The 23,516-nt window shown below is 64.5% G+C and carries 22 protein-coding genes; 13 read left to right on the plus strand and 9 right to left on the minus strand.

The genetic code is table 11. From position 1 onward, the window contains the following. The first annotated feature begins 2 nt into the window (after positions 1–2). Positions 3–1,712 carry a cation:proton antiporter domain-containing protein gene (locus E1742_RS15360; RefSeq protein WP_134385821.1) on the plus strand — a complete coding sequence of 570 codons (1,710 nt, stop codon included), beginning with the start codon at positions 3–5 and terminating at the stop codon, positions 1,710–1,712. 154 nt (positions 1,713–1,866) lie between these two features. On the opposite strand, the gene E1742_RS15365 is transcribed toward E1742_RS15360, so the two are convergent. Next, entirely contained in the window at positions 1,867–3,894 is a 2,028-nt protein-coding gene (locus E1742_RS15365) for an NADPH-dependent 2,4-dienoyl-CoA reductase (RefSeq protein WP_134385823.1), read from the minus strand. Positions 3,895–3,981: 87 nt separating this feature from the next. Here E1742_RS15365 and E1742_RS15370 point away from each other — a divergent pair, with 87 nt between their 5' ends. Beyond that, positions 3,982–4,617: an SRPBCC family protein gene (locus tag E1742_RS15370; protein ID WP_134385825.1), complete on the plus strand. Its 636-nt coding sequence runs from the start codon at positions 3,982–3,984 to the stop codon at positions 4,615–4,617. Here E1742_RS15370 and E1742_RS15375 read toward each other — a convergent pair. The 6 genes from E1742_RS15375 to E1742_RS15400 all read right to left on the minus strand — a co-directional run bounded on the left by E1742_RS15375 (position 4,614) and on the right by E1742_RS15400 (position 10,228). Beyond that, on the minus strand, positions 4,614–5,066 hold the full coding sequence (locus E1742_RS15375) for a hypothetical protein (RefSeq protein ID WP_134385826.1): 453 nt from the start codon (positions 5,064–5,066) through the stop codon (positions 4,614–4,616). The two genes, E1742_RS15370 and E1742_RS15375, sit on opposite strands and share 4 nt — an antisense overlap. A 6-nt stretch (positions 5,067–5,072) precedes the next feature. Then, positions 5,073–5,525 (minus strand): DUF2721 domain-containing protein, encoded by a 453-nt coding sequence (locus tag E1742_RS15380; RefSeq protein WP_134385828.1) that lies wholly within the window; start codon positions 5,523–5,525, stop codon positions 5,073–5,075. Positions 5,526–5,622: 97 nt separating this feature from the next. Further along, the gene (pip, locus tag E1742_RS15385; protein WP_134385830.1) at positions 5,623–6,579 is read right to left on the minus strand and encodes a prolyl aminopeptidase; all 957 of its coding nucleotides are present in this window, start codon (positions 6,577–6,579) and stop codon (positions 5,623–5,625) included. 227 nt (positions 6,580–6,806) lie between these two features. Beyond that, a complete protein-coding gene (locus E1742_RS15390) occupies positions 6,807–8,117 on the minus strand; it encodes an amino acid deaminase (protein ID WP_134385832.1) in 1,311 nt (436 codons plus the stop codon). 115 nt (positions 8,118–8,232) lie between these two features. Continuing rightward, positions 8,233–8,973: an acetoacetyl-CoA reductase gene (phbB, locus tag E1742_RS15395; RefSeq protein ID WP_134385834.1), complete on the minus strand. Its 741-nt coding sequence runs from the start codon at positions 8,971–8,973 to the stop codon at positions 8,233–8,235. A 76-nt stretch (positions 8,974–9,049) separates the two neighbouring features. Further along, on the minus strand, positions 9,050–10,228 hold the full coding sequence (locus E1742_RS15400) for an acetyl-CoA C-acetyltransferase (protein ID WP_134385836.1): 1,179 nt from the start codon (positions 10,226–10,228) through the stop codon (positions 9,050–9,052). A 121-nt stretch (positions 10,229–10,349) separates the two neighbouring features. On the opposite strand from E1742_RS15400, the gene E1742_RS15405 reads away from it, so the two are divergent. Next, positions 10,350–10,676 (plus strand): hypothetical protein, encoded by a 327-nt coding sequence (locus E1742_RS15405; RefSeq protein ID WP_134385838.1) that lies wholly within the window; start codon positions 10,350–10,352, stop codon positions 10,674–10,676. A 121-nt stretch (positions 10,677–10,797) separates the two neighbouring features. Here E1742_RS15405 and E1742_RS15410 read toward each other — a convergent pair whose 3' ends face one another. Then, positions 10,798–11,706 (minus strand): LysR family transcriptional regulator, encoded by a 909-nt coding sequence (locus E1742_RS15410; RefSeq protein ID WP_134385839.1) that lies wholly within the window; start codon positions 11,704–11,706, stop codon positions 10,798–10,800. Between the two features lie 128 nt (positions 11,707–11,834). On the opposite strand from E1742_RS15410, the gene metE reads away from it, so the two are divergent. The 4 genes from metE to minE all read left to right on the plus strand — a co-directional run bounded on the left by metE (position 11,835) and on the right by minE (position 16,204). Continuing rightward, positions 11,835–14,129, plus strand: a complete 2,295-nt coding sequence (gene metE, locus E1742_RS15415) for a 5-methyltetrahydropteroyltriglutamate--homocysteine S-methyltransferase (protein ID WP_134385841.1) — start codon at positions 11,835–11,837, stop codon at positions 14,127–14,129. Between the two features lie 163 nt (positions 14,130–14,292). Then, the gene (gene minC, locus E1742_RS15420) at positions 14,293–15,072 is read left to right on the plus strand and encodes a septum site-determining protein MinC (RefSeq protein WP_134385843.1); all 780 of its coding nucleotides are present in this window, start codon (positions 14,293–14,295) and stop codon (positions 15,070–15,072) included. Between the two features lie 64 nt (positions 15,073–15,136). Continuing rightward, the gene (gene minD, locus E1742_RS15425; protein ID WP_134385845.1) at positions 15,137–15,952 is read left to right on the plus strand and encodes a septum site-determining protein MinD; all 816 of its coding nucleotides are present in this window, start codon (positions 15,137–15,139) and stop codon (positions 15,950–15,952) included. Next, positions 15,953–16,204 carry a cell division topological specificity factor MinE gene (minE, locus tag E1742_RS15430; protein ID WP_107140067.1) on the plus strand — a complete coding sequence of 84 codons (252 nt, stop codon included), beginning with the start codon at positions 15,953–15,955 and terminating at the stop codon, positions 16,202–16,204. Between the two features lie 76 nt (positions 16,205–16,280). Here the strand turns inward: minE and E1742_RS15435 are convergent, their stop codons facing one another. Next, a complete protein-coding gene (locus E1742_RS15435) occupies positions 16,281–16,697 on the minus strand; it encodes a hypothetical protein (RefSeq protein WP_229466001.1) in 417 nt (138 codons plus the stop codon). Positions 16,698–17,000: 303 nt separating this feature from the next. On the opposite strand from E1742_RS15435, the gene E1742_RS15440 reads away from it, so the two are divergent. From E1742_RS15440 to gshA, 6 genes are all read left to right on the plus strand, one after another. Further along, positions 17,001–17,690: a response regulator transcription factor gene (locus E1742_RS15440; protein WP_134385847.1), complete on the plus strand. Its 690-nt coding sequence runs from the start codon at positions 17,001–17,003 to the stop codon at positions 17,688–17,690. 124 nt (positions 17,691–17,814) lie between these two features. Next, the gene (gene hemA / locus E1742_RS15445; protein ID WP_134385849.1) at positions 17,815–19,089 is read left to right on the plus strand and encodes a glutamyl-tRNA reductase; all 1,275 of its coding nucleotides are present in this window, start codon (positions 17,815–17,817) and stop codon (positions 19,087–19,089) included. Positions 19,090–19,168: 79 nt separating this feature from the next. Beyond that, entirely contained in the window at positions 19,169–20,245 is a 1,077-nt protein-coding gene (gene prfA / locus E1742_RS15450; RefSeq protein WP_134385851.1) for a peptide chain release factor 1, read from the plus strand. 207 nt (positions 20,246–20,452) lie between these two features. Continuing rightward, the gene (locus E1742_RS15455; RefSeq protein WP_134388195.1) at positions 20,453–20,920 is read left to right on the plus strand and encodes a disulfide bond formation protein B; all 468 of its coding nucleotides are present in this window, start codon (positions 20,453–20,455) and stop codon (positions 20,918–20,920) included. Beyond that, positions 20,917–21,747: a peptide chain release factor N(5)-glutamine methyltransferase gene (prmC, locus tag E1742_RS15460; protein ID WP_134385853.1), complete on the plus strand. Its 831-nt coding sequence runs from the start codon at positions 20,917–20,919 to the stop codon at positions 21,745–21,747. Before E1742_RS15455 ends, prmC begins: the two co-directional genes overlap by 4 nt. Positions 21,748–21,907: 160 nt before the next feature. After that, positions 21,908–23,500: a glutamate--cysteine ligase gene (gshA, locus tag E1742_RS15465; RefSeq protein ID WP_134385855.1), complete on the plus strand. Its 1,593-nt coding sequence runs from the start codon at positions 21,908–21,910 to the stop codon at positions 23,498–23,500. The last annotated feature ends 16 nt before the right edge of the window (positions 23,501–23,516 follow it).

Consider the following 23,516-nt stretch of genomic DNA (forward strand, 5'->3'; position numbering starts at 1 on the left):
GCATGCCCCATGACGTCAGCCTGATCACCACCATTGCCGCGGCCCTTGGCCTCGGTCTCGTCTTCGGCTACCTCGCTACCCGGTTCAAACTGCCTGCGCTGGTCGGCTATCTTGCCGCCGGCATCGTCCTGGGGCCCACGACCCCCGGCTTTGTCGCCGATGCGCACCTGGCCGGCCAGCTGGCCGAAATCGGCGTCATGCTGATGATGTTCGGCGTCGGCCTGCACTTTTCGCTGGACGACCTGTGGGAAGTGAGAAAGGTGGCGCTGCCTGGAGCGATCCTGCAGATCGGCGCGGCAACCGCGATGGGAATGGGATTGGCGCACTGGTGGGGCTGGAGCCTGGGCGGCGGGCTGGTATTCGGCCTGGCACTGTCGGTGGCCAGTACCGTCGTGCTGCTGCGGGCGCTGGAAGAACGGGGCATTCTCGATTCGTTCAACGGCCGCATCGCCGTGGGCTGGCTGGTGGTCGAGGATCTCGTCACGGTGCTGATGCTGGTGCTGCTGCCGGCGCTGGCGCCATCGCTGGGAGGCGATGCGACCGGTGTCGACCCGAATGCCAGCCTGTGGAAAACTCTCGCGGTTACCTTGGGCCAGGTCGCACTGTTTGTCGGCTTCATGCTCGTTGTCGGCCGCAAGCTGTTCCCGTGGATACTGTGGCAGGTGGCGCGCACCGGCTCGCGCGAGCTGTTCACCTTGTGCGTGATCGCCGCCGCCGTCGGCATCGCCTATGCATCCACTTCCCTGTTCGGCATCTCGTTCGCGCTGGGTGCGTTCTTTGCCGGCATGGTGCTGCGCGAATCGGAACTGGCGCACCGTGCGGCGCAGGAATCGCTGCCGCTGCGCGACGCGTTCGCGGTGCTGTTCTTTGTCTCCGTCGGCATGCTGTTCGAGCCATCCATCCTTGTCGAGGAGCCGCTGCGCGTGCTGGCGGTGCTGGCCATCATCGTGTTCGGCAAGTCGGTAGCGGCCTTTGTGCTGGTCGTGCTGTTGCGCTATCCCGCCAGGTCCGCGCTGATGGTGTCGGCCAGCCTGGCGCAGATCGGCGAGTTCTCGTTCATCCTGGCCGCCCTCGGCATCTCGTTGAAACTGATGCCGCAGGAGGGCCAGAGCCTGATCCTGGCGGGCGCCATCCTCTCCATCACGCTCAACCCTTTCATCTTCGCGTTGACGGGACCACTGGAACGCTTGCTGGGCAAGAACCGCATGCTGGCCGCGAAATTCGACCGCGCCGCCGACCCGCTGGCGGAACTGCCCATGACGACCGCGCCGACGAAACTGGCCGGCCAGGTCGTGCTGGTGGGATATGGCCGCGTGGGCCAGCGCATCGCCGAAACGCTCAACGCGCAGGGCATCCACTATGTTGTCGCGGAACAGAACCGCGAGAAGGTCGACCAGCTGCGCCAGGCCGGCGTGGCGGCCGTTGCCGGCAATGCCGCCGAAGCGGTGGTGCTGATCCAGGCGCATATCGCCAAGGCGCGCATGCTGGTGATCGCCACGCCCGACACATTCCACGTGCGCGCGATGGTCGACGTGGCCCGCACGCTGAACCCGGACATCCGCATCGTCGTGCGCACCCACAACGACGAAGAAGCCGAGCTGCTGCGCAAGGAACGCATGGGCAAGGTGTTTGTCGGCGAGGAAGAGCTGGCGAACGGGATGACGGACTATGTGCTGGAAACGTTCAAGGAGCCGCACAAGAGCGGCCACTAAGCGAGCTACCGTTCAGCTTGTGACAACATCGGGGTCAGGCACGAAAACTGTCACAGGCTCAGCACTGCTGCCGTTACGGCGCCATTACAGCTGAGTTCGTGACAAGTTCTGTGCCTGACCCCGATGTTGTCACGGGCTCGGCTGTTGCTGTGGCTTACAGGCGGGCGGCCAGTTCGGCGCCTTCGCGGATGGCGCGCTTGGCGTCCAGTTCCGATGCCAGTGCGGCGCCGCCGATCTTGTGCCAGCGCGGGCCACCTTGCTGGCGCGTGCCTTCGGCCGGCATCAGCTCCGTCAGGCTGTCCTGGCCGGCGCAGACGATGACGTTGTCCACGGCCAGCAGGCGTTCTTCCCCACCGATTTCGATGTGCAGGCCGTGTTCGTCGATGCGCTTGTACTGCACGCCGCCCAGCATGACGACGCCATTTCTCGCCAGCACGGCGCGATGGACCCAGCCGGATGTCTTGCCCAGCCCGGCGCCCGGCTTGCTGGTTTTGCGTTGCAGCAGGTACAGCTGGCGCGCCGGCGTTGGCGCCGCCGCAGGCACCAGGCCGCCGCCCGTGCTGGCGTGCAGGTCGACGCCCCACCCTGCCGCCCACGTGTCGACCGGCAGCGGCAGTGGATGGCGGCTGTCGTGCAACAGGTACTCGCCCATGTCGAAGCCGATGCCGCCCGCGCCAATGATTGCCACGCGCGCGCCGACGGGCTTCTTGTGCTGCAACACGTCCAGGTAGCTGAGCACCTTCGGATGACCGATACCGTCGATCGCCGGCATGCGCACCTTGATGCCGGTGGCGACGATGACGTCGTCGAAGCCCGTCAGTTCGTCGCCGGTGACCTTGCGCCCCAGCCGGACGTTCACGCCCGTCAGTTCGAGACGGCGGCCGAAATACCGGATCGTCTCGGCGAATTCTTCCTTGCCCGGGATTTGCATGGCGATCTTGAACTGCCCGCCGATGCTGTCGGCCGCATCGAACAACGTCACGTCGTGGCCCCGTTCGGCCGCCACCGTCGCCGCCGACAGCCCGGCGGGCCCGGCGCCGACCACGGCCACGCGCCGCCGCGCCGCCGTCTTGCGGTAGACGAGCTCCGTTTCGTGGCAGGCGCGTGGATTGACGAGGCACGTGGCACGTTTGTTGGAGAACGTGTGATCGAGGCAGGCCTGGTTGCAGGCGATGCAGGTGTTGATCTCGTCGGCCCGGCCCTGCGCGGCCTTGTTGACGAATTCCGCGTCGGCCAGGAACGGCCGCGCCATCGACACCATGTCCGCGTCGCCGCGTGCCAGCACGTCCTCCGCTTCGCGCGGCATGTTAATGCGGTTCGACGCGACCACGGGAATACTCACCTCGCGCCGCAGGCGCCCCGCCACGCCTGCGAACGCGGCGCGCGGCACGGACGTGACGATCGTCGGCACCCGGGCTTCATGCCAGCCGATGCCCGTGTTGAGGATCGTCACGCCGGCCTCCTCCAGCGCGCGCGCCACGGTGACGACTTCGTCCCAGGTATTGCCGCCTTCGACCAGGTCGAGCAGCGAATGCCGGTACATGATGATGAAGTTCGCCCCCACGGCCGCGCGCACGCGCCGCACGATCTCGACGGGCAGGCGCATGCGGTTTTCGATGGCGCCGCCCCACGCGTCCGTGCGCAGGTTGGTGCGGGCGCACAGGAACTGGTTCAGCAGGTACCCTTCGCTGCCCATCACCTCGATGCCGTCATACCCGGCCTTCTGCGCCAGCCGCGCGGTGCGAACATAGGCGCGGATCGTCGCCTCGATGCCCGACGCCGTCAGCGCCTTTGGCTTGAACGGCGAGATGGGCGACTTGCGATCCGATGCCGACACGACGAACGGTTGATAGCCGTAGCGTCCCGCGTGCAGGATCTGCAGCAGGATCTTGCCGCCCTCCTCGTGCACGGCGCGCGTGACCTTGCGGTGGTTGAACACGTCGCCGGCGAAATTGAGCGTGCCACCGAACGGCAGCAGCCAGCCTTGCCGGTTGGGCGAGATGCCGCCCGTGACGATCAATCCGACGCCGCCGCGCGCCCGCTCGCGGTAGAAAGCGGCCAGCTTGCCGTAATGGTAGAAGCGATCCTCTAATCCGGTGTGCATGGAACCCATGACGACGCGGTTGCGCAAGGTGGTAAACCCCAGGTCGAGAGGGGCCAGCAGGTGGGGAAATGGGGTCATCGGGGTCCGATCGGGGCTTTGTGCGCTGCCTAACGGTGGCAGTGCGGCGCGCTTGTATTCTGCCACCAGTTACCTTACGCTGGAAGAATGAAAAGATTCCTGCTGTTATTTCTGATCGGTTGCACGGCACCTGCGCTGGCGTTAGCGCAGACGCATCGCACCGATGTGGCGAAATTGCAGGTATCGGTCAAGCGCATCACGCAGGACGCGCTGCACATGTACGAAGTGGACGCCACCGGCACCGTGCTGGCGCCCCTGCCCACGGTCTGGCGCATCCTCACGGGCTACGATCGCATGGAGGAATTCGTGCCGGACCTGGTGTCGTGCCGCGTCCTGTCGCGCAACGGCAATGAAGTCATCATCGAGCAGTTCGGCACGGCGCGCTTCCTGTTCATGTCGCGCTCCATCCACCTGATCGTGCGCGCGACGGAGCAGCCGATGTCGTCGATCGACATCGACCTGATCTCGGGCGACATGAAGCACTACGAATCGCGCTGGGAACTGGTACCCGTTCCGGAAACGGGCGGGACGCGCGTCATCTACACGGGGCGCATGATGCCCAATTTTTACGTGCCCGGCGTCCTCGGCACGAACATCATCCGCGGCGATATCGAACGCATGATGGGCGCCGTGCTGGCGCGCCTCGACAAGGGCGGCACGTCGAAACTGCCGGGGCCGGCAACGGACCTGGCGAAGCACCAGCCGGCGACGATCGCGCCCTAGGAAGGGTAATAGTCCGCCGCGCGCAACTCGGCAAACTGTTCCAGGCTGCCGATCCGGATCACGACCGGATTCATGCTCGACTGGCTGTGCATCGGCCGCCAGGCAAACTTCCATTCCTGTTCCATCGCATCCTGCGTGCCCATCGTGAAGGCGGCCCCCAGTGCGGCGCGGGTACCGTATTCGACAGCGCCGTCGATGCCGGCCCAGTTGGGCAAGGTCCGCTGGACGGCGCGGTGCACGCGTTCGCCGAATTCTTCCGCGTCGTGGATGACAAGGCAGCAGTCGGCGCCGAAGTGCTCATACAGGTCGCGGCGCCAGGCCTGCGAGAACGACAGGGTCAGAAAGCCGTTGGCCGGGCGCAGCACGAACTGGCCTTGCGTCAGCGACGTTTCCAGTTCGCTGCGCGGGCCATAGCGGTGCAGTGTGGGGGGACGTTGATAGTCGTGCATAAAACTCTACTCGGTGGTTTTGGGCGTCCGGCGCACGTGGCGGTGCGAACGCATGGCTGCCGAGGCGATGAAGATCTCGCGCAGCAGGAAGCCGAAGCTGAAAATCAGGCTGATCACGGCGGCCACGAACAGGCCCGCGATATATTTATCCAGCGTGACGTTGGTCGTATCGCCAATGAACAGCAGGGCGATGACGAGGCAGACAAACAGGCCGCAGGCCGTCGACAGCGTAATGGCGTAATTGATCAGGTGCGAGCGGCGGTACAGTACATCGAGCTCGTTCAGGTAGTTGTCGCTATAGGCGATGTCGAGCCGGTCTTCCAGTACCCGCGAGCGGTCGATGATGCGCGCCAGGCGGTTGATCAGTACCATCAGGTTCGTGCACACCCCGGTCAGCAGGAAGACCGGTGCGATGGCCAGTTGAATGATGTGGCCGATATCGCCCAGCTGAATATTCATCACGTCTCAATGCGTCTTTATGGAAGTTGCCTCGTTCAGGCATGAGTGTAGCAGGCCGCGCGCGCGGTTCCGAATCCGCCGGCGGCACCGGCATCCGTCAGGCGAAACGGCCCTGGCGGCGAAACAGCTCCGTCGCGGCCACCAGCTCGCGGCTGATGCCCGTCTCCATGGCCGCATGGCCGGCGTCCGGCACCATTTTGATCTGCGAGCCGGGCCAGCGCTGGTGCAGCCGCCACGCCGACACCGGCGGACAGATGACATCGTAGCGGCCCTGCACGATCACGGCCGGCAGGTGGGCAATCCGGTCGACGTCGCGCAGCAGCTGGTTCTCGTCGAAGAAGCCCAGATTGACCATGTAATGTGCTTCGAGCCGGCCCAGGCCAAGGTCGACGCTGTCGCACGACGGCTCCGCCGGCTGCGGCATCAGGAACACGCGGCGGCCCTCGAAGCGGCTCCACCCGCGCACGGCCGGCCAGTAGACGTCCGGGTCCGGGTCCATGATGCGGGTGTAGTATGCCTGCAGCAGGTCGCCCCGTTCCGCCGGCGGGATCGCCTCGACGAATTCCTCATGAATCTCGGGATGGAACCACTGCGCGCCGTTGATGAACCAGTCGATCTCAAGCCGCGTGCACAGGAAGATGCCGCGCAGGACAAACCCCAGGCAGCGCTCGGGATGCGCCTGGCCATAGGCCAGCGCCAGGGTCGAGCCCCACGAGCCGCCGAACACCAGCCATTGCTCGATGCCGAACATGGCGCGCAGCGTTTCGATATCCTCGATCAGCAGTTGCGTCGTGTTGTTGCGCGTCTCGCCCACCGGCTGCGATTTGCCGGCGCCGCGCTGGTCGAACAGGATCACGCGATAGTGACGCGGATCGAAAAACCGGCGATGCTGCGGCGACGTGCCCGCGCCGGGCCCGCCGTGCAGGAACAGCACGGGAACGCCCTGCGGGTTGCCCACTTCTTCCCAGTAGATGGTATGCAGGTCGTCCACCGCCAGCATGCCGCTGCGCGAGGGACTCACGGGTGGGAACAGGTAGGGCGACGGGTCGGACATGGGGGCGCTCGCGTAGGGTCGAAGAACCCGATTGTAACGGTTTTGCCGGCCCCGCCAGGGAAGCGCTGATTTATTGCTGGTCGATGAGATTAGTCCTGAAAAAACGTGTCCGGCAAGATGCAAATTCCCTGTCATCCTGGAGCATGGCAGGGAATTGTGGCACAGCTGGGCGCGTTTTCTCCGGGCTAAGATCACCGTCATGAATCAATCGGCGCTGCCCCAGACGCTCAGAAGAAGGTGTTGACGGCGCCTTCCACGTTGTAGGCGTCGTCCACCAGCAGCAGCACGGCCCACTTGTCGAACGTCGTGCACGGGTGCGAAATGCCGCAGCCAATCAGGTCGCCCACTCGCAGCGCGGACGCCGCGTCTTCCGGCAGTCGCAGGTAGGCATGCTGGTCGTTCATTTTCTCGATGCGCCATCCTGTGTCCAGCGTCTCCGGCGCCGCCGTGCCGGGACGGTGCCGCATCAGCGCGCGCGGCAGGCCGATGTCGTACGAGGCATCGCGCTTGCCCATGCCGAGGATGGCCAGTGTCGGCTCCGGGCGCGACAGCACGATGCTCCACACCTCCAGCGCCGGCCGCAATCCGGGGCCGCCGCCCTCGCGCTCGTCCAGCTCGCGCGTCAGGTCGAAATAATGGCCATGGTCGTTGGTCAGATAACAGCCGCTGCGCAGGATGGGCAGCACGGGCCGCGACATCGCGCCGATAGCGGCGAAGCGCCGTGCCACCAGGTCGAAATACGACGACCCGCCGGCCGACAGCACGATCTGCGATCCCGTGAAGAGCCCTTCGGCGTCGCACTGGCGCACCAGCGCCACCATCGCATCCAGGAAGGCGTGAACGCGCTCGATGTCGACGTCACGGTCGCCGCTGACCAGCAGTCCTTCGTACCCCTCGATGCCGGCCAGTTGCAGGCCCGGCGCGGCGGCAATCGCCCGGGCCACCGCCAGAGCTTCCTCGCCCGTGCGGCAGCCGGCCCGCTTGCCGGCCAACCCCAGCTCGACCAGCAACGGCAATGGCCGCGCCAGGCCGGCGGCATCGACCGCCTGCGCCAGTCGCGCCACGCCGTCCGGCGAATCGGCCAGCGCGATCAATTCAAAACCGGGATCGTCGCGCAGCAGATGCAGCAAGGCGCGGATGTCGCTCGGTGCCACCAATTCGTTAGCCAGCAGCGCGCGGCGCACGCCGAAACGCGCCGCGACCTGCACCTGCGTCGCACTGGCCAGCGTGATGCCCCAGGCGCCATTGGCCAGCTGTGCGCCGAACAGCTGCGGACTCATGGTCGTCTTGCCGTGCGGCGCCAGCAGTGCGCCATGGCGCTCGCAGAAGCCGCGCATCCAGTCCAGGTTGTGCCGCAGTGCGGACGTCCGCAAGAGCGCGACGGGAAAACCGGTGTCCGCGCGCAGCACGTTCCAGTGCTGTATGCCGATCATGTGCTGGCGCAGGGGTGCGATCAAAGGCAAGCCCTTGACGCCGGATTGCAGCAGTTGTTCGTCAAGCTGGGACAGCGCCAGGCCGCCGTCGGGCAATGCAGTCATTTCCGTGTCCTGAAAAAAACCGGAACAGCCACCTGCCTGGGGGTCTCGGACCCGCAGACAGGTGACTGTCCCGATGGAACACAAGCACCACCCGACGGGCGGCGCCTGATCCTGTTTACGACATATGCTGTCCGCCATTGATGGCGATATTGGCGCCCGTGACAAACGCCGCCTCGTCCGATGCCAGGTACGCGACGAGACCGGCCACTTCATCGGGCTTGCCCAGGCGGCCCATCGGAATCTGCGGGATGATTTTCGTGTCCAGCACTTCCTGCGGAATCTCGGTGACCATCTTCGTGCCGATATAACCCGGCGAAATCGTGTTGACGGTCACGCCCTTGCGCGCCACTTCCAGCGCCAGCGCCTTGGTGAAACCGTGCACGCCCGCTTTCGCCGCCGAGTAGTTGGTCTGGCCGAATGCGCCCTTCTGGCCGTTGACGGAGGAGATGTTGATGATGCGGCCCCAGCCGCGCTCGACCATGCCGTCGGCGACCGGCTTCGTCATGTTGAACACGGAGTCCAGGTTGGTGCGCATGACAGCGTCCCAGTTGACTTTATCCATCTTCTTGAACGTCATGTCGCGCGTAATGCCGGCGTTATTGACCAGCACGTCGATGGGGCCGATGTCCTTTTCGATCGCCGCCACGCACGTCTGCGCCGAATCGTAGTCGGACACGTCGCAGGGATAGGCCGCGAAGTTGTAGCCGGCCTCCTTCATCTGGTCCAGCCAGGCCTGGTATTTCGTATTCGTTGGGGAATAGGTGGTAACCACCTTGTAGCCCAGCGCAAGCAGCTTGACGCCGATCGCTTCGCCGAGACCACCCATGCCGCCTGTTACCAATGCAACTCGTGCCATATGTCATCCCCTCTTTTGATTTGCGTTCTCAACACGGCCCCCTCTCCCGGGGAGGCCGCGAATACCGTGCTGCGTTTCAGTCGCGCTCGACCGCCAGCGCCACGCCCATGCCCCCGCCGATGCACAGCGATGCCAGGCCCTTCTTTGCATCGCGCCGCACCATTTCATGCAGCAGCGTCACGAGAATACGGCAACCCGACGCGCCGATCGGGTGGCCGATGGCAATCGCGCCGCCATTGACGTTGATCTTGCTGGTGTCCCAGCCCATTTCCTGGTTGACGGCGCATGCCTGGGCGGCAAATGCTTCGTTGATCTCCATCAGGTCCAGATCCTGCGGCGACCAGCCGGCTTTTTTCAGCGCCAACTTGCTGGCCGACACGGGGCCCATGCCCATCTCGGCCGGGTCCAGGCCGGACGACGCGTACGACTTGATGCGCGCCAGCGGCGTCAGGCCCAGTTCCTTCGCCTGCCGGGCCGACATCATGACAACGGCCGCGGCGCCGTCGTTGATGCCTGAGGCGTTCCCGGCGGTAACGGTGCCTTCCTTGTTGAAGGCGGGACGCAGACCGGACAGCGCTTCCAGGGTCGAGCCTGGCTTGACGTACTCGTCCGTGTCGAACACGATCGAGCCCTTTTTCTGCGGGATTTCCAGCGGCAGGATTTCGTCCCTGAACTTGCCTTCCTTCTGCGCCGCCTCCGCCTTCAGCTGCGACTGCAGCGCGAATTCGTCCTGCTGGCTGCGCGAGATGTCATACTTCCTGGCGACGTTTTCCGCCGTGACACCCATGTGGTACTGGTTATAGACGTCCCATAGTCCGTCGACGATCATCGTGTCCACCAGTTTCGCGTCGCCCATGCGGAAGCCGTCGCGCGAATTGTTCAGCACGTGCGGCGAGGCGCTCATGTTTTCCTGGCCGCCCGCGATGATGATGTTTGCGTCACCGCACTTGATGGCCTGGGCCGCCAGGTGGGTGGCCTTCAGGCCGCTGCCGCATACCTTGTTGATCGTGTAGCCCGGAATCGCGTTCGGCAGGCCGGCCTTGATCAGCGCCTGGCGACCCGGGTTCTGGCCGACGCCGGCCGTCAGCACCTGCCCCATGATCACTTCGCTGATCAGGTTGGGGTCGATGCCGGTGCGGGCCAGCAGGCCCTTGATGACGTGCGCCCCCAGGTCCGCCGCGGCGATCTTGGCGAGGCTGCCGCCGAACTTGCCAACCGCGGTGCGGGCTGCGGCAACGATAACTACATCATCCATTTCATTCTCCAGTGCGCTGACGGGTCAAGTCAGCAGGGTTGTCGAAGCGCTACTGCTTTTCATTCTATCGAAGTGCGGGACAACGTTCCAGCGAAGTCCCTCCCGTTTCGTGCAGGACGGCATGCATCCCGCTGGGGACGCCGGCCACGCGCCCGGCCTGGGCGTGCGCGCGGTTGAGCGCTTCGTGCTGCTGGGCGGCGGCAATAGCAACAAGGTCCTGCGGGTAGCGGACGAACTGCAGCTGGTTCGACGCGGCGGTGGCGGCAGCCAGCTGTTCGCTAGGCCGACGTTGACGTTCGTCAGCCAAGCACCGCCGCCGGGCACGCAGCGCGCCAACGCATTGCACGTGGCCATTTGGACCGCCAGGGCGGTCCGGGCAAAATACGTCCCACTCGTTACGGATGAGCTCGCTGCAGATGAGCTCCGTGCCGGGTTCGGGGAGCGTTGACATACGATTCCTTTGCGACTGCGGTCGAGTTACCGCAACGCTTTAATCGTAATTGCCGTCGAGCTGCCGTTGGCCGATATAGCCGTGTTGTTTGATGTACATCAAACAATATGAAACTCCATCACGACAATAGCTTGATCCCGTCCAAGGTGGCTGCGCATTGCTCGCGGATGACTTTGACGAAGTCCGCCACGTACGCCTTCTGGCGCAACGGTGCCGGTACCGACACGTACAGGTCGCTCCACAAGCCCTGTTCGCCCAGCGGACGGGCGATCACGTAGTCATAGTCGACATAGTTTTTGATTGCCCAGTTCGGCAGGGCCGCCAGCCCGCGCCGGCTGGCGACGAGTTGCAGGATGGCGACCGTCAGCTCCGCCGTACGGCGCTGGAACGTCACGCCCGCCGGCCGCAGCAGTTCACGGATCAGGTCGATTCGCTCTTCCGGCACGGGATAGGTGATCAGGGTTTCGCCTTCGAAATCGGTCGCCTGCAGGCGGCGCTGGCCGGCCAGCCGGTGCTTCTGTGCCATCACAGTCAGAATTTCAAAGCGGAACAGGGGGAACGTGGCGTACTCGGCGCTGTAATCCGAGCCGATGACGAGGTCGGCAGCCCCCGTGCGCAACAGCTCGGCCGGCTCGCTGTGGAAGCCCGACACCAGATCGATTTCGACCTCGGGCCAGCGGGCACGGAACTCGTCCATCACGGGCATCAGCCAGTCGAAACAGGTGTGGCACTCCAGCGCCACGCGCAATTGTCCCTGGTCGCCCTGCATCAGACGGGCCACGTCGCGTTCGGCCTGTTCGATCTCGGGCAGCATCGTGTCGGCCAGTCGCAGCAGGCGCGCGCCGATGGCCGTGAAACCGATCGGCACGGACTTGCGTTCGAACAGCGGGCCGCCGTAGCGGTCTTCCAGCAGTTTGACCTGGTGCGACAGGGCCGACTGTGTCAGGTTCAGCAGTTCGGCGGCTCGCACAAGGCTGCCGGCGGAGCGCAGCGCGGCAAGCGTGCGCAGATGACGGATTTCCAACATGGTCCTTCCTGGCGTTCAGCACTCGACCGAATGAATATTTTTCATGCGAATGCGCAAAATGTTTCGTTTGGCTTATTCAAACGATTGTCGCACACTCTACTGCACCAATATTTAAATGGCATGACAACATGAAAAAAATTGTTCTCCACGTCCCTGGCTTCCCGCGCATCGGTGCGGCCCGCGAACTGAAGTTCGCCCTGGAACGCTACTGGCACGATGACATCGCGGCCAGGGACCTGCACGCCACCGCCGCCACGCTACGGGCCCGCCACTGGGCAGCGCTGCGCGCCGCCGGGCTCGACTTCGTCACCGTTGGCGACTTCGCGCTTTACGACCACGTCGCCAACCATATTCAGCTGTTCGGCTGCGAGCCGGCCCGCTTTGCCTTCGGTGCGGACGAATCCGCGCTGCAGCGCTACTTCATCATGGCGCGCGGACGCAGCGGACGCGACGAATGCAGCTGCGGCAGTGCGCATGCGGCCAGTCCGGCGCTGGAAATGACCAAGTGGTTCGACACGAACTACCACTACCTCGTGCCGGAATTCTCGGACGACACCACGTTCGCGCTCGCCGGCACGCGCCTGTTCGACGAGGTGGCCGAGGCGCAGGCGCTGGGCCACCCCGTCAAGGCGACACTGATCGGACCGCTGACGTTCCTGTGGCTGGGCAAGGGTGTCGACGACAAGCTGGCCCTGCTCGACCGCCTGCTGCCGGTCTACGGCGCCATCCTGGCGCGCCTCAAGGCCATGGGCGTGGCATGGGTGCAGCTGGACGAGCCCATCCTCGGCCTGGACCTGCCGGCAAGCTGGCGCGGCGCCTTTGAAAACGCCTATTGGCAACTGAACCAGGCGGGCGCGCCGCTCTTGCTGGCGACGTATTTTTCGCCGCTGGAAGAAAACCTCAGCCTGGCCTGCCGCCTGCCCGTTGCCGGGCTGCACGTGGATGGTGTGCGTGCCGCCCACGAGCTGCTCAACGTGGCGGACTGGCTGCCGGCCCATAAAGTGCTGTCGGTGGGCATGGTCGACGGCCGCAATATCTGGCGCACGGACCTCGACCTGGCGCTGGTCCGGCTGGCGCCGCTGCTGGACAAGCGCGCCGGCGACCTGTGGCTGTCGACGTCGTGCTCGCTGCTGCACGTGCCGTACAGCCTGAAGGCGGAGACGGCACTGGATGCCGAGCTGAAGAGCTGGCTGGCGTTCGCACTGGAAAAGCTCGATGAACTGGCGCTGCTGCGCGCCGCCATCGCCACACCCGACGAACCCGCTGTACAGGCCGCGCTGGCAGCGTCACGCATGGCGCTGGCATCCCGTCGCGACAGTGCGCGGGTGCACAACCGGGCGGTGGCAGAGCGCCCGGTACCGGACGACAGCCGCCCCGCCCCGTTCACGCAGCGGCGCGCGCTCCAGCAGGCCCGGCTGAACCTGCCGGCGTTCCCAACGACCACGATCGGTTCGTTCCCGCAAACCTCTGCGATCCGCACTGCCCGCGCCGCCTTCCGGCGCGGCGAACTGGACGTTGCTGCTTACGAGGCCGCCATGCGGGTGGAGATCGCCCATGCCATCGGCCAGCAGGAACGGCTGGGCCTGGACGTGCTGGTGCATGGCGAAGCCGAACGCAACGACATGGTCGAATACTTCGGCGAACAACTGGACGGCTTTGCCTTCACGGCCCATGGCTGGGTGCAGTCTTATGGTTCGCGCTGCGTCAAGCCGCCCGTCATCTGGGGCGACGTGAGCCGGCCGGCACCGATGACGGTGGACTGGACCGTGTACGCGCAAAGCCTGACGGAACAACCCGTCAAAGGCATGCTGACGGGGCCGGTAACGATCCTGCAGTGGTCGTTCGTGCGCGACGACCAGCCACGGCGCGCCACGGCCACGCAGATTGCGCTGGCCATGCGCGACGAGGTGGCGGACCTGGAGCGGGCCGGGATTGCCGTCATCCAGATCGACGAGCCGGCCTTGCGCGAGGGATTACCGCTGCGCCAGGGCCGGCGGGCCGCGTACCTGGACTGGGCCGTGGCGGCGTTCCGCATCACGGCCGGGGTGGCGGGCGCGGCGACGCAGATCCACACGCACATGTGCTACCCCGAGTTCAACGACATCCTGCCGCAGATCGCGGCGCTGGACGCCGACGTCATCACCATCGAGACGAGCCGCTCCGCCATGGCCCTGCTGGATGGCTTTGGCAACTTCCGCTATCCGAACGATATCGGGCCGGGTGTATACGACATCCACTCGCCGCGTGTCCCGGACAGCCGCGAGATCGCCGCGCTGCTGCGCAAGGCGCAGGCCGTGATCCCGGCGCGGCAGTTGTGGGTCAATCCGGATTGCGGACTCAAGACGCGCGGCTGGGACGAAACGGCGGCAGCGCTGCGCAATATGGTCGCGGCGGCGCACCTGCTGAGGCGGGAAGCCGCATAAACGCTGGCGGCGTGGTGGATCGGGAGTGCGTTCCGGCACGTGGAAATGCCTCCCAATAAATAGTTTTTGACAGTAAAATGCTCGGGCCCCGCCTGAGGAGGCGCTGATTTGATTCTGCGGATGAGATCAGCGCTTCCCTAATGCCCGACCATCTACTATCGACATGTCCAAAAGCCCGTTTCAGAAGCCGATCGAAATCAAGATTTCCACCGTCGTCGCCGTGTCCGCGATCCTGCACACGTCCGACGGCATCGCCCTCGATGCTGCGTTGCAGGGCATGACGGGCGGCGTTCCCGACTTTTTCGAAGGCGACCTGGCCGTCATCGACGTGGGCGACCTGGCCCCGGGCTGCGAGCGCATCGACTGGGCCGGCACGATTGCGCTGCTGAAGAAATACCGCCTGAACCCGGTCGCGGTGCGCAATGCACGCCCGGACATGGTCGGGGAAATCGCCGCGCACGGCCTGTCGCTGGACACGGGCAAGCGCGACGATTCCGCAGCCGCTCCCGCTGTTGCGTCCATGCCCGAGCCGGCACCGGCCGTTGCGCCGCCGCCTGCGCCCGCTTTGACGCCAGGCGCAAACGGCGCCGCCACGACGGCCACGATGATCATCGACACCCCCGTGCGGGCCGGCCAGCGCATCTATGCGCGCGGCGGCGACCTGATTGTCATGGCCGTCGTCAACAATGGTGCGGAAATCATTGCCGACGGCAGTATTCACGTCTACAACACCCTGAACGGCCGCGCGCTGGCTGGCGCGTCGGGCGATGCCAGCGCCCGCATCTTCGCTCTGTCGATGGCGCCAGAACTGGTGTCGATCGCGGGTGTTTACCGGACGTTCGAGGATGGTTTCCCCGCCGAACAGGCCCGCCAGCCCGCACAAATCAGGCTCAACGGTGACAAACTGGATATACAATCCGTTAATTCGGCAACGCGCGCGTGATGTAACCCCGGTACCGCGGTAACGGCAATGTCCAACCTGCGCAGTTCACTTTAAAGGATTACTTGTGGCAAGAATTATTGTTGTAACGTCCGGCAAGGGCGGTGTCGGCAAAACGACGTCCAGTGCCAGCTTCTCCACCGGCCTCGCCCAGCGCGGCCACAAGACGGTCGTCATCGACTTCGACGTGGGGCTGCGCAACCTGGACCTGATCATGGGTTGCGAACGCCGCGTCGTATACGACCTGATCAACGTCATCAACAAGGAAGCGTCGCTGAACCAGGCGCTGATCAAGGACAAGCACTGCGACAACCTCTTTATCCTGCCGGCGTCGCAGACGCGCGACAAGGATGCGCTGTCCGAAGATGGCGTCGAGGGTGTGCTGGCCGAACTGATCAAGATGGGCTTCGACTTCATCATCTGCGATTCGCCCGCCGGCATCGAGCACGGCGCGCTGATGGCGCTGACGTTTGCCGACGAGGCGCTGATCGTGACGAATCCGGAAGTGTCGTCGGTACGCGATTCGGACCGTATCCTGGGCATCATCCAGGCCAAGTCGCGCCGCGCACAGTCGGGTGGCGAGCCCGTCAAGGAACATCTGCTGATCACCCGCTACTCGCCGAAGCGCGTGGAAGCGGGCGAAATGCTGAGCTATACGGACGTGCAGGAAATCCTGCGCATTCCGCTGATCGGTATCATTCCCGAATCGGAACAGGTGCTGCACGCGTCGAACCAGGGCAACCCGGCCATCCATTTCAAAGGAACCGACGTGGCGGAAGCCTATGAGGACGTGGTCGCCCGCTTCATGGGCGAAGAAAAGCCCCTGCGCTTCACCGATTATGAAAAACCGGGTCTCCTGAAGCGTATCTTTGGAGCAAAGTAAATGGCCCTGCTATCTTTCCTGTTCCAGAGCAAGCCCAAAACGGCCACGGCCGCCAAGGAGCGCCTGCAAATCATCATCGCGCGCGAACGCAACGGGCGCACGGGGCCGGATTTCCTGCCGGCACTGCACAAGGAGCTGATCGAAGTCATCTCCAAGTACACCAAGGTGAATGCGGACGACATCAAGATTTCGCTGGACCGCCAGGGCAACCTGGAAGTGCTCGACGTCAACGTCGTCCTGCCGGACGCGTAAGCCTTCGGTCCACGGCCGAGCTCGTGACAACATCGGTGCCTGACCCCGATGTTGTCACGAGCTCGGCCGTGGCGCATTATTCCTTCGCGGCCAGTAACTCATGCGCCACCCTGGCGCAGGCTTCCACGTGCTGGTAGCCGATCTGGCGAAACGCAAAGAAGCCGATCGCGGCCGAAGCCGCCTGTCCCGCCAGCGGCACGAAGCGCGTTGCCTGCTTCGCCAGCAGTTTCGTCCCTGACTTTTTCACCACTTTGAGCAGTAATTCGCGCGTGACGAGGCGCCCGACCAGTGCGCCGCCGACGCTGACGGCGGCCTGGTACGCAATCAGCCGGAAGCGCGGCTGCAACTTGTCGACCTGCTCCGGCGTCAGCCCGAATTCGCGGTTGACGTCCTCGATCAGCTGGGTAAACAGCTTCAGGTCCGACACGATGTCGATGCCCGGCAGCGGTACCGCCGACACGGCCGCCGACGCGGCGGCGCGCCGCCTCACCATGCCCCGGCAACGCTCCCTGACCTCGGCAATGCCCTCCGGTGACCCCGGCAACAACTCCCATCCAGTGTCCACGTCGATAACTCCCAATTAATTGCCAAATGTAAAAGTTGATTGAAAACGAAGCTTTTTGAGTGTACCGTGTATCGGCTGGACGGGCTCGCACCACTCCCGCACAAGCGCTCGTGACAGCGCCGGCAGTTAATACCTGTCAGAAATAATTGGTATGTTTAGTAACTATTTTTGGCAATCCCTGTTATATTCCTGTGACTAAGCCTTACCCCCTCGTTTTAACTTGTCGATAAGATGAAAATCGTCGTTCTAGATAATGACCGGAGTCAGACCGACCTGATATGCCAGGTGCTGACGTCGGCGGGCCACGTCTGTCATGGTTTCCAGACCGGCAGGGATTTGTTGAGCCAACTCCGCAAGGAGGAATACGACATGCTTATCTTCGATTGGCAGGTCGGCGATATGGGAGGTGCGGATCTGATGCGCAAAGCCCGCGAGAAACTCAACGAAAACGCGCCCGTGCTGTTCATGACCACCGCTTCCGGCGAGGACGATATCGTCGCCGGACTGGACGCCGGTGCCGAGGACTACATGATCAAGCCGCTGCGCCGCAGCGAAATGGTGGCGCGGGTGCAGGCACTGCTGCGCCGTGCGTTCCCGACCCAGAATGGTGCCGAGCAATTGCAGTTTGGCCAATATGTATTTGAAACACGGCCGGGCCGCCTGCTGATGGACGGAAACGTGCTCGATGTTACGCACAAGGAGTTTTATCTGGCGCTGCTGTTCTTCCGTAATATCGGCCGGCCACTGTCACGAGCGTATATTCACGAGGCCGTCTGGATCCGTGAGACGGAGGTTCCGTCGCGCACGATGGACACCCATGTGTCACGTGTACGCAACAAGTTACAGCTCAAGCCCGAAAACGGCTTCCGTCTCGTACCAGTGTACAGTTACGGCTACCGCCTCGAAAAACTGGGCGGCTGACCGCGTAGTGACCTTCAAGCGGCCGCTGGGACGATTTGTCCTAGCCTTTCCGCTAGGACATACACCGAGCCCGGTGCCCGCATCGGGGGTATAATGTCCACCTACGTCCTTGATTTTTCAAGAAATGCAACTCCTAGCCGTCGGACTCAACCACACTACAGCTCCGGTCGCCCTGCGCGAACGGCTGGCGTTCGCGCCTGATCAGCTGGGTACGGCTGTCCGGGCGGCGCGCAACTGGTTCCAGCGGCTCGATACGCGCGGCAGCGACGAAGCCGCAATCCTGTCGACCTGTAACCGCACCGAACTGTATGCGGCCAGCGCGGCGGACAATCCTCTCGACGTGGGTGCGCACTTCCTGGCCGACTTCCACAAGCTGAACTACGGCGAACTGCGTCCGCACCTGTACATGCTGCCTCAGCACGAAGCGGTGCGGCACACGTTCCGCGTGGCGTCCGGGCTCGATTCGATGGTGCTGGGCGAAACGCAGATCCTGGGCCAGATCAAGGATGCGATCCGGACGGCTGACGAAGCGGGCGGCCTCGGCACTTACCTGCACCAGTTGTTCCAGCGCAGTTTCTCTGTTGCCAAGGAAGTGCGCAGCACGACGGAAATCGGCGCGCACAGCGTGTCGATGGCCGCTGCCGCCGTCCGGCTGTCGCAGCGCATTTTCGACAAGATCAGCCAGCAGAACGTGCTGTTCATCGGCGCCGGCGAGATGATCGAGCTGTGCGCCACGCACTTTGCCGCGCAGACGCCGAAGTCGATCACGGTTGCCAACCGTACGCTGGAGCGGGGCGAAGCGCTGGCGCACCGCTTCAACGGCCAGGCCGTCCGTCTGGCCGATCTGCAAAACCAGCTGCATCAGTATGACATCCTGATTTCGTCGACGGCATCGTCACTGCCGCTGATCGGCCTTGGCATGGTCGAGCGCGCCATCAAGGCGCGCCGCCACAAGCCGATGTTCATGGTCGACCTTGCCGTGCCGCGCGATATCGAGCCCGAAGTGGCGCGGCTGAACGACGTGTTCCTGTACACCGTCGACGACCTGGCCGACGTTGTCCAGACCGGCATCGAGAACCGGCAAGCCGCCGTGGCGCAAGCCGAAGCCATCATCGAAACGCGCGTGCAGTCGTTCATGCACTGGGTCGACGACCGCGCGGTCGTCCCCGTCATCCAGGGCCTGCAGGAAAACGGCGAAGCCATCCGCCTGGCCGAACTGGAACGCGCCCGCAAGCTGCTGGCCAGGGGCGAGCATATCGATGCCGTGCTGGAAGCACTGTCCAAGGGCCTGACCGCGAAGTTCATGCATGGTCCGCAGCAGGCGCTGCACCGGGCGCAAGGCGAAGACCGCGCCCAACTGGCCGAACTGCTGCCCCAGCTCTTCCGCGGCCGCCGTTAGCGCCCCCCATCCGTCAGTGCGCCGCGTCCCGCGGCATTCGTTGTTCCCCATTCGTTGTTCTTTTTCCGACGTCGAGATTATGAAACCATCCATGTTGTCCAAGCTGGACCAACTTGCCAACCGCCTGGTCGAGCTGGACGAACTGCTGATGTCCGAAGGCGCGACCGCCAATATGGACAGCTACCGCAAGATGACGCGCGAGCACAGCGAGCTGGGCCCGCTGGTGGCGCTGTACAAGCATTACCAGAGCGCGCAAGCCGACATCGCCGAGGCGCAGGCCATGCTGGCCGACCCGGACATGAAGGAGTTCGCCCAGGACGAGATCGAGTCCGGCAAGGCAAAGCTGGCCGAGCTGGAACTGGACCTGCAAAAAATGCTGCTGCCGAAGGACGTCAACGACGAGCGCAACATCTTCCTGGAGATCCGCGCCGGCACGGGCGGCGACGAATCGGCCCTGTTCGCGGGCGACCTGCTGCGCATGTACACCCGCTTTGCCGAGCGCAGCCGCTGGCAGGTGGAGATCGTCAGCGCGTCGGAAAGCGACCTGGGCGGCTATCGCGAAGTGATCGCCCGCATCGTCGGCCATGGCGCGTACTCGAAACTGAAATTCGAATCCGGCGGCCACCGCGTGCAGCGTGTGCCGGCCACGGAAACGCAGGGGCGCATCCACACGTCCGCGTGCACGGTGGCCGTGATGCCGGAAGCGGACGAGGTGGAAGACGTCCATATCAACCCGGCCGACCTGCGCATCGACACCTATCGGGCGTCGGGCGCGGGCGGGCAGCACATCAACAAGACCGACTCCGCCGTCCGCCTGACGCACTTGCCGACGGGTATTGTGGTTGAATGCCAGGACGACCGCTCGCAGCACAAGAACAAGGCATCGGCCCTGAAAGTGCTGGCCGCGCGCATCAAGGACGTGCAACTGCGCGAACAGCAGTCGAAGGAAGCAGCTACCCGTAAAAGCCTGATCGGCAGCGGCGACCGCAGCGAGCGCATCCGCACCTATAACTTCCCGCAAGGCCGGATGACGGATCACCGCATCAACCTGACGTTGTACAAGCTCGACATGATCATGGATGGCGACCTGGTCGAACTGACCAACGCCCTGTCGGCCGAGCACCAGGCCGAGCAGCTCGCAGCGCTGGGCGATTGACGCCAACGGCCGGGTTCGTGACAACATCGGGGTCAGGCACCAAAACCGTCACGAGCTCGACCATTAAAGGGCAACCCTATGTCCCAATGCGGTGCCTGACACCGTGGTGGGACACGGGCTCGACTGTCGTCTGTTCAGCGGCGGCCAAGGCGAGCGCGGTGCTTTATGCGAGAATTAGCCTTGACCATCCACCAACACCAATACACGATGAACTCGCGCACCATTCTCCTGGCGTCCGCCGCCGTCTGCTTCCTCCTGATTGCCGTGGCGCTGTACCTGCAGCATGTGGTGGATTTGCTGCCCTGCCCGCTGTGCGTGATCCAGCGTTACCTGTTCCTGGCAATCGCCATCGGCTGTTTGATCGGCGCGTTCGCGCGCAAGCCGAAGCTGGGCGCGGGAATCGGGCTGGCCGCCGGTGTGGCGGGACTGTGGTATGTCGGCGAACACCTGTATGTGCTGGCCCATCCCGGCTTTTCCTGCGGCATCGACCCGAAGCAGACGTTCCTGAACAAGCTGCCCACGGCCACGTACCTGCCGTGGGTGTTCCAGGCCGACGGCCTGTGCGAGAACGCCACCGAAGGTTTTCTCGGCCTGTCGATTCCGCAATGGTCGGCCGTCTGGTTCGTCATCCTGACGGCCACGATGCTGTGGGTGCTGGTGCGCCGCCGCGCATGACGTCCCTCGTTCCTCCCGGCGCCACCGTCGCGTCGCTGCAGCGTCAGGCGCTACTCGATCCGGTCGACAATCGCATCCTGCTGTGCCACGCGTTGAACCTGTCGCGCACGGCGCTGATCACGCAATCGGACCGCGTGCTGACGGCCGACGAAGCGGCGCGCCTGTCCGCCCTGCTGCAACGCCGGCTCGATGGCGAACCGGTCGCGTACATCATCGGCAGGCGCGAGTTTTACGGCCTCGATTTCGACTTGACACCGGCCGTGCTGATCCCCCGGCCCGAAACGGAACTCCTGGTCGAACTGGCGCTGGAGCGCCTGCCGCCGCGCGGGCGCGTGCTGGACATGGGCACCGGCAGCGGCGCCATTGCCGTCGCACTGGCGCACACACGGCCCGACGCCACCGTTACCGCCCTGGATGTCAGTCCGGACGCCCTCGCCGTTGCCCGCCGCAATGCGAGCAGCAACGACGCGACGGTGCGCTTCCTGCACAGCGACTGGTTCGGCGCCACCGCGGACGAGACGTTCGACCTGATCGTCTCCAATCCTCCTTACATCGCCGACGGCGACCGCCACCTGGCCGAAGGGGACTTGCGCTTCGAGCCGGCCGGCGCGCTGACCGATTACGCCGACGGCCTGTCCGCGCTGCGCCGGATCGTCGCCGGCGCGCCGGCGCACCTGGAGCGGGGTGCCTGGCTGCTGATGGAACACGGCTACGACCAGTCCGATGCCGTTCAGGAACTGCTGACGGCCCACGGCTATACCGACGTGCAGAGCTGGCACGACCTGGCCGGCATTGCCCGCGTCACGGGCGGACGCACCCTGCGTTAAACAGCGCGCGGATCGGTCCGCCGCCCTTTGCTAGAATCCCAAGCAGGCCCTCCCCGCTGCCCGTTTTTTTGGCAACGGCGGAGCCTCCACGCGCATTTTGCCGATTTCGGTTACTCTCGCACCAAATATTTGGTTAGATGCACAAGAAAGGAATAGCAAATTGTCCAGTCTATTGACGCGCCGTCTGGCCCTGTTGGCCGGTGAACCGCACCGTAACGTGCTGCGGGGCGGCTTGCGTGGCATCGAGCGGGAGACCCTGCGGGTCCAGCCAAACGGCAACCTGGCGCATACGCCCCACCCGGCCGGCTGGGGCTCGGCACTGACGCATGCCGAGATCACGACCGATTACGCGGAAACGCTGGCCGAGTTCATCACGCCGGCCGAAGCGGACATCGGCACGACGCTGGAAAAGCTCGACGGCATCCACCGTTTTGCGTACTCGAAGCTGGGCGACGAGCTGCTGTGGAGCCAGTCGATGCCGTGCCAGCTGCCGGCCGAGGAAGACATCGAGATCGCGTGGTACGGCAAATCGAACCTGGGCATGCTCAAGCACGTCTACCGCCGCGGCCTCGCGCTGCGCTACGGCAAAGCGATGCAGTGCATCGCCGGGATTCACTATAACTACTCGCTGGACGAAAAACTGTGGCGCATCCTGGCCGAAGACGAAGGCGCCGGGCAGAAGTCGCCCGTCGCTTATCAGTCGGAAGCCTACCTGGCCACGATCCGCAACTTCCGCCGCCACAGCTGGCTGCTGATGTACCTGTTCGGCGCCTCGCCGGCGCTGAACAGCAGCTTCCTGCGCGGTCGTCCGCATCAACTGGAAACGCTGTCGGCGGACACCTTGTACCTGCCGTATGCAACCAGCCTGCGCATGAGCGACCTGGGTTACCAGAACGACGCGCAGTCGGGCCTGTCCCCGCACGAGAACAGCCTTGACAGCTATGTCGCCACGTTGACGCGCGCCGTCAACCAGCCCTACGAGCCCTACCAGAAGATCGGCACCAGGGATGCGAATGGCGAATGGCAGCAGCTGTCGACCAACGTGCTCCAGATCGAAAACGAGTATTACTCGACGATTCGTCCCAAACGCGTGATCCGCACCGGCGAGCGGCCAATCCAGGCGTTATGCAGCCGCGGCGTGCAGTACATCGAAGTGCGCTGCATGGACGTCGACCCGTTCGAACCGGTCGGCATCAGCGAACAGGCCGGCCGCTTCCTCGACGCCTTCCTGCTGTTCTGCGCACTGGAGGAAAGTCCGCCGATCACGGAAACCTGCGGCGAAATCCTGGCGCGCAACTTCGCCCGCACCGTCAAGGAAGGCCGCCGCCCGGGCCTGACCTTGACGCGCGACGGCAAGGAGGTCACCCTGCAGGAATGGGGCCGCGACCTGGTGGAGCGCATCCGTCCCGCCGCCGAGCTGCTCGATTCCCTGCGTGGCGACAGCGCGCACGCAACCTCGCTGGCCGCGCAGGCCGGGAAGCTGGCGGACCCGGAGCGCACGCCGTCGGCGGCCGTCATGCGCGAACTGCTCGCCAATGGCAAGTCGTTTGCCGACTTCGGCCTGCGCCAGAGCGAGAAGCACGCGGCATACTTCCGTTCGCACCCACCGAGCGCCGAACAGGCCGCGTACTTCGACGCCATGGCGCGCCAGTCGCTGGCCGAACAGGCCGAGATCGAGCGGGCCCAGACGGGCAATTTCGACGACTACGTGGCGGCCTATCGCAACAGCAACCTGTGCCACGATCATCCGTAAGCATGGTCACCATGCG

Origin of the sequence: Pseudoduganella plicata, assembly GCF_004421005.1 — a bacterium.
In the GTDB taxonomy this organism is placed as follows: domain Bacteria; phylum Pseudomonadota; class Gammaproteobacteria; order Burkholderiales; family Burkholderiaceae_D; genus Rugamonas; species Rugamonas plicata.

Coding starts and splice junctions, on each gene's coding strand:
- metE (WP_134385841.1), top strand. CDS start 11,835: ATGAAAAAAATTGTTCTCCACGTCCCTGGCTTCCCGCGCATCGGTGCG.
- E1742_RS15360 (WP_134385821.1), top strand. CDS start 3: ATGCCCCATGACGTCAGCCTGATCACCACCATTGCCGCGGCCCTTGGC.
- hemA (WP_134385849.1), top strand. CDS start 17,815: ATGCAACTCCTAGCCGTCGGACTCAACCACACTACAGCTCCGGTCGCC.
- E1742_RS15440 (WP_134385847.1), top strand. CDS start 17,001: ATGAAAATCGTCGTTCTAGATAATGACCGGAGTCAGACCGACCTGATA.
- E1742_RS15455 (WP_134388195.1), top strand. CDS start 20,453: ATGAACTCGCGCACCATTCTCCTGGCGTCCGCCGCCGTCTGCTTCCTC.
- prfA (WP_134385851.1), top strand. CDS start 19,169: ATGAAACCATCCATGTTGTCCAAGCTGGACCAACTTGCCAACCGCCTG.
- E1742_RS15435 (WP_229466001.1), bottom strand. CDS start 16,697: ATGGTGAGGCGGCGCGCCGCCGCGTCGGCGGCCGTGTCGGCGGTACCG.
- E1742_RS15370 (WP_134385825.1), top strand. CDS start 3,982: ATGAAAAGATTCCTGCTGTTATTTCTGATCGGTTGCACGGCACCTGCG.
- E1742_RS15405 (WP_134385838.1), top strand. CDS start 10,350: ATGCATCCCGCTGGGGACGCCGGCCACGCGCCCGGCCTGGGCGTGCGC.
- E1742_RS15410 (WP_134385839.1), bottom strand. CDS start 11,706: ATGTTGGAAATCCGTCATCTGCGCACGCTTGCCGCGCTGCGCTCCGCC.
- minC (WP_134385843.1), top strand. CDS start 14,293: ATGTCCAAAAGCCCGTTTCAGAAGCCGATCGAAATCAAGATTTCCACC.
- phbB (WP_134385834.1), bottom strand. CDS start 8,973: ATGGCACGAGTTGCATTGGTAACAGGCGGCATGGGTGGTCTCGGCGAA.
- pip (WP_134385830.1), bottom strand. CDS start 6,579: ATGTCCGACCCGTCGCCCTACCTGTTCCCACCCGTGAGTCCCTCGCGC.
- E1742_RS15380 (WP_134385828.1), bottom strand. CDS start 5,525: ATGAATATTCAGCTGGGCGATATCGGCCACATCATTCAACTGGCCATC.
- E1742_RS15365 (WP_134385823.1), bottom strand. CDS start 3,894: ATGACCCCATTTCCCCACCTGCTGGCCCCTCTCGACCTGGGGTTTACC.
- E1742_RS15375 (WP_134385826.1), bottom strand. CDS start 5,066: ATGCACGACTATCAACGTCCCCCCACACTGCACCGCTATGGCCCGCGC.
- prmC (WP_134385853.1), top strand. CDS start 20,917: ATGACGTCCCTCGTTCCTCCCGGCGCCACCGTCGCGTCGCTGCAGCGT.
- E1742_RS15390 (WP_134385832.1), bottom strand. CDS start 8,117: ATGACTGCATTGCCCGACGGCGGCCTGGCGCTGTCCCAGCTTGACGAA.
- E1742_RS15400 (WP_134385836.1), bottom strand. CDS start 10,228: ATGGATGATGTAGTTATCGTTGCCGCAGCCCGCACCGCGGTTGGCAAG.
- minE (WP_107140067.1), top strand. CDS start 15,953: ATGGCCCTGCTATCTTTCCTGTTCCAGAGCAAGCCCAAAACGGCCACG.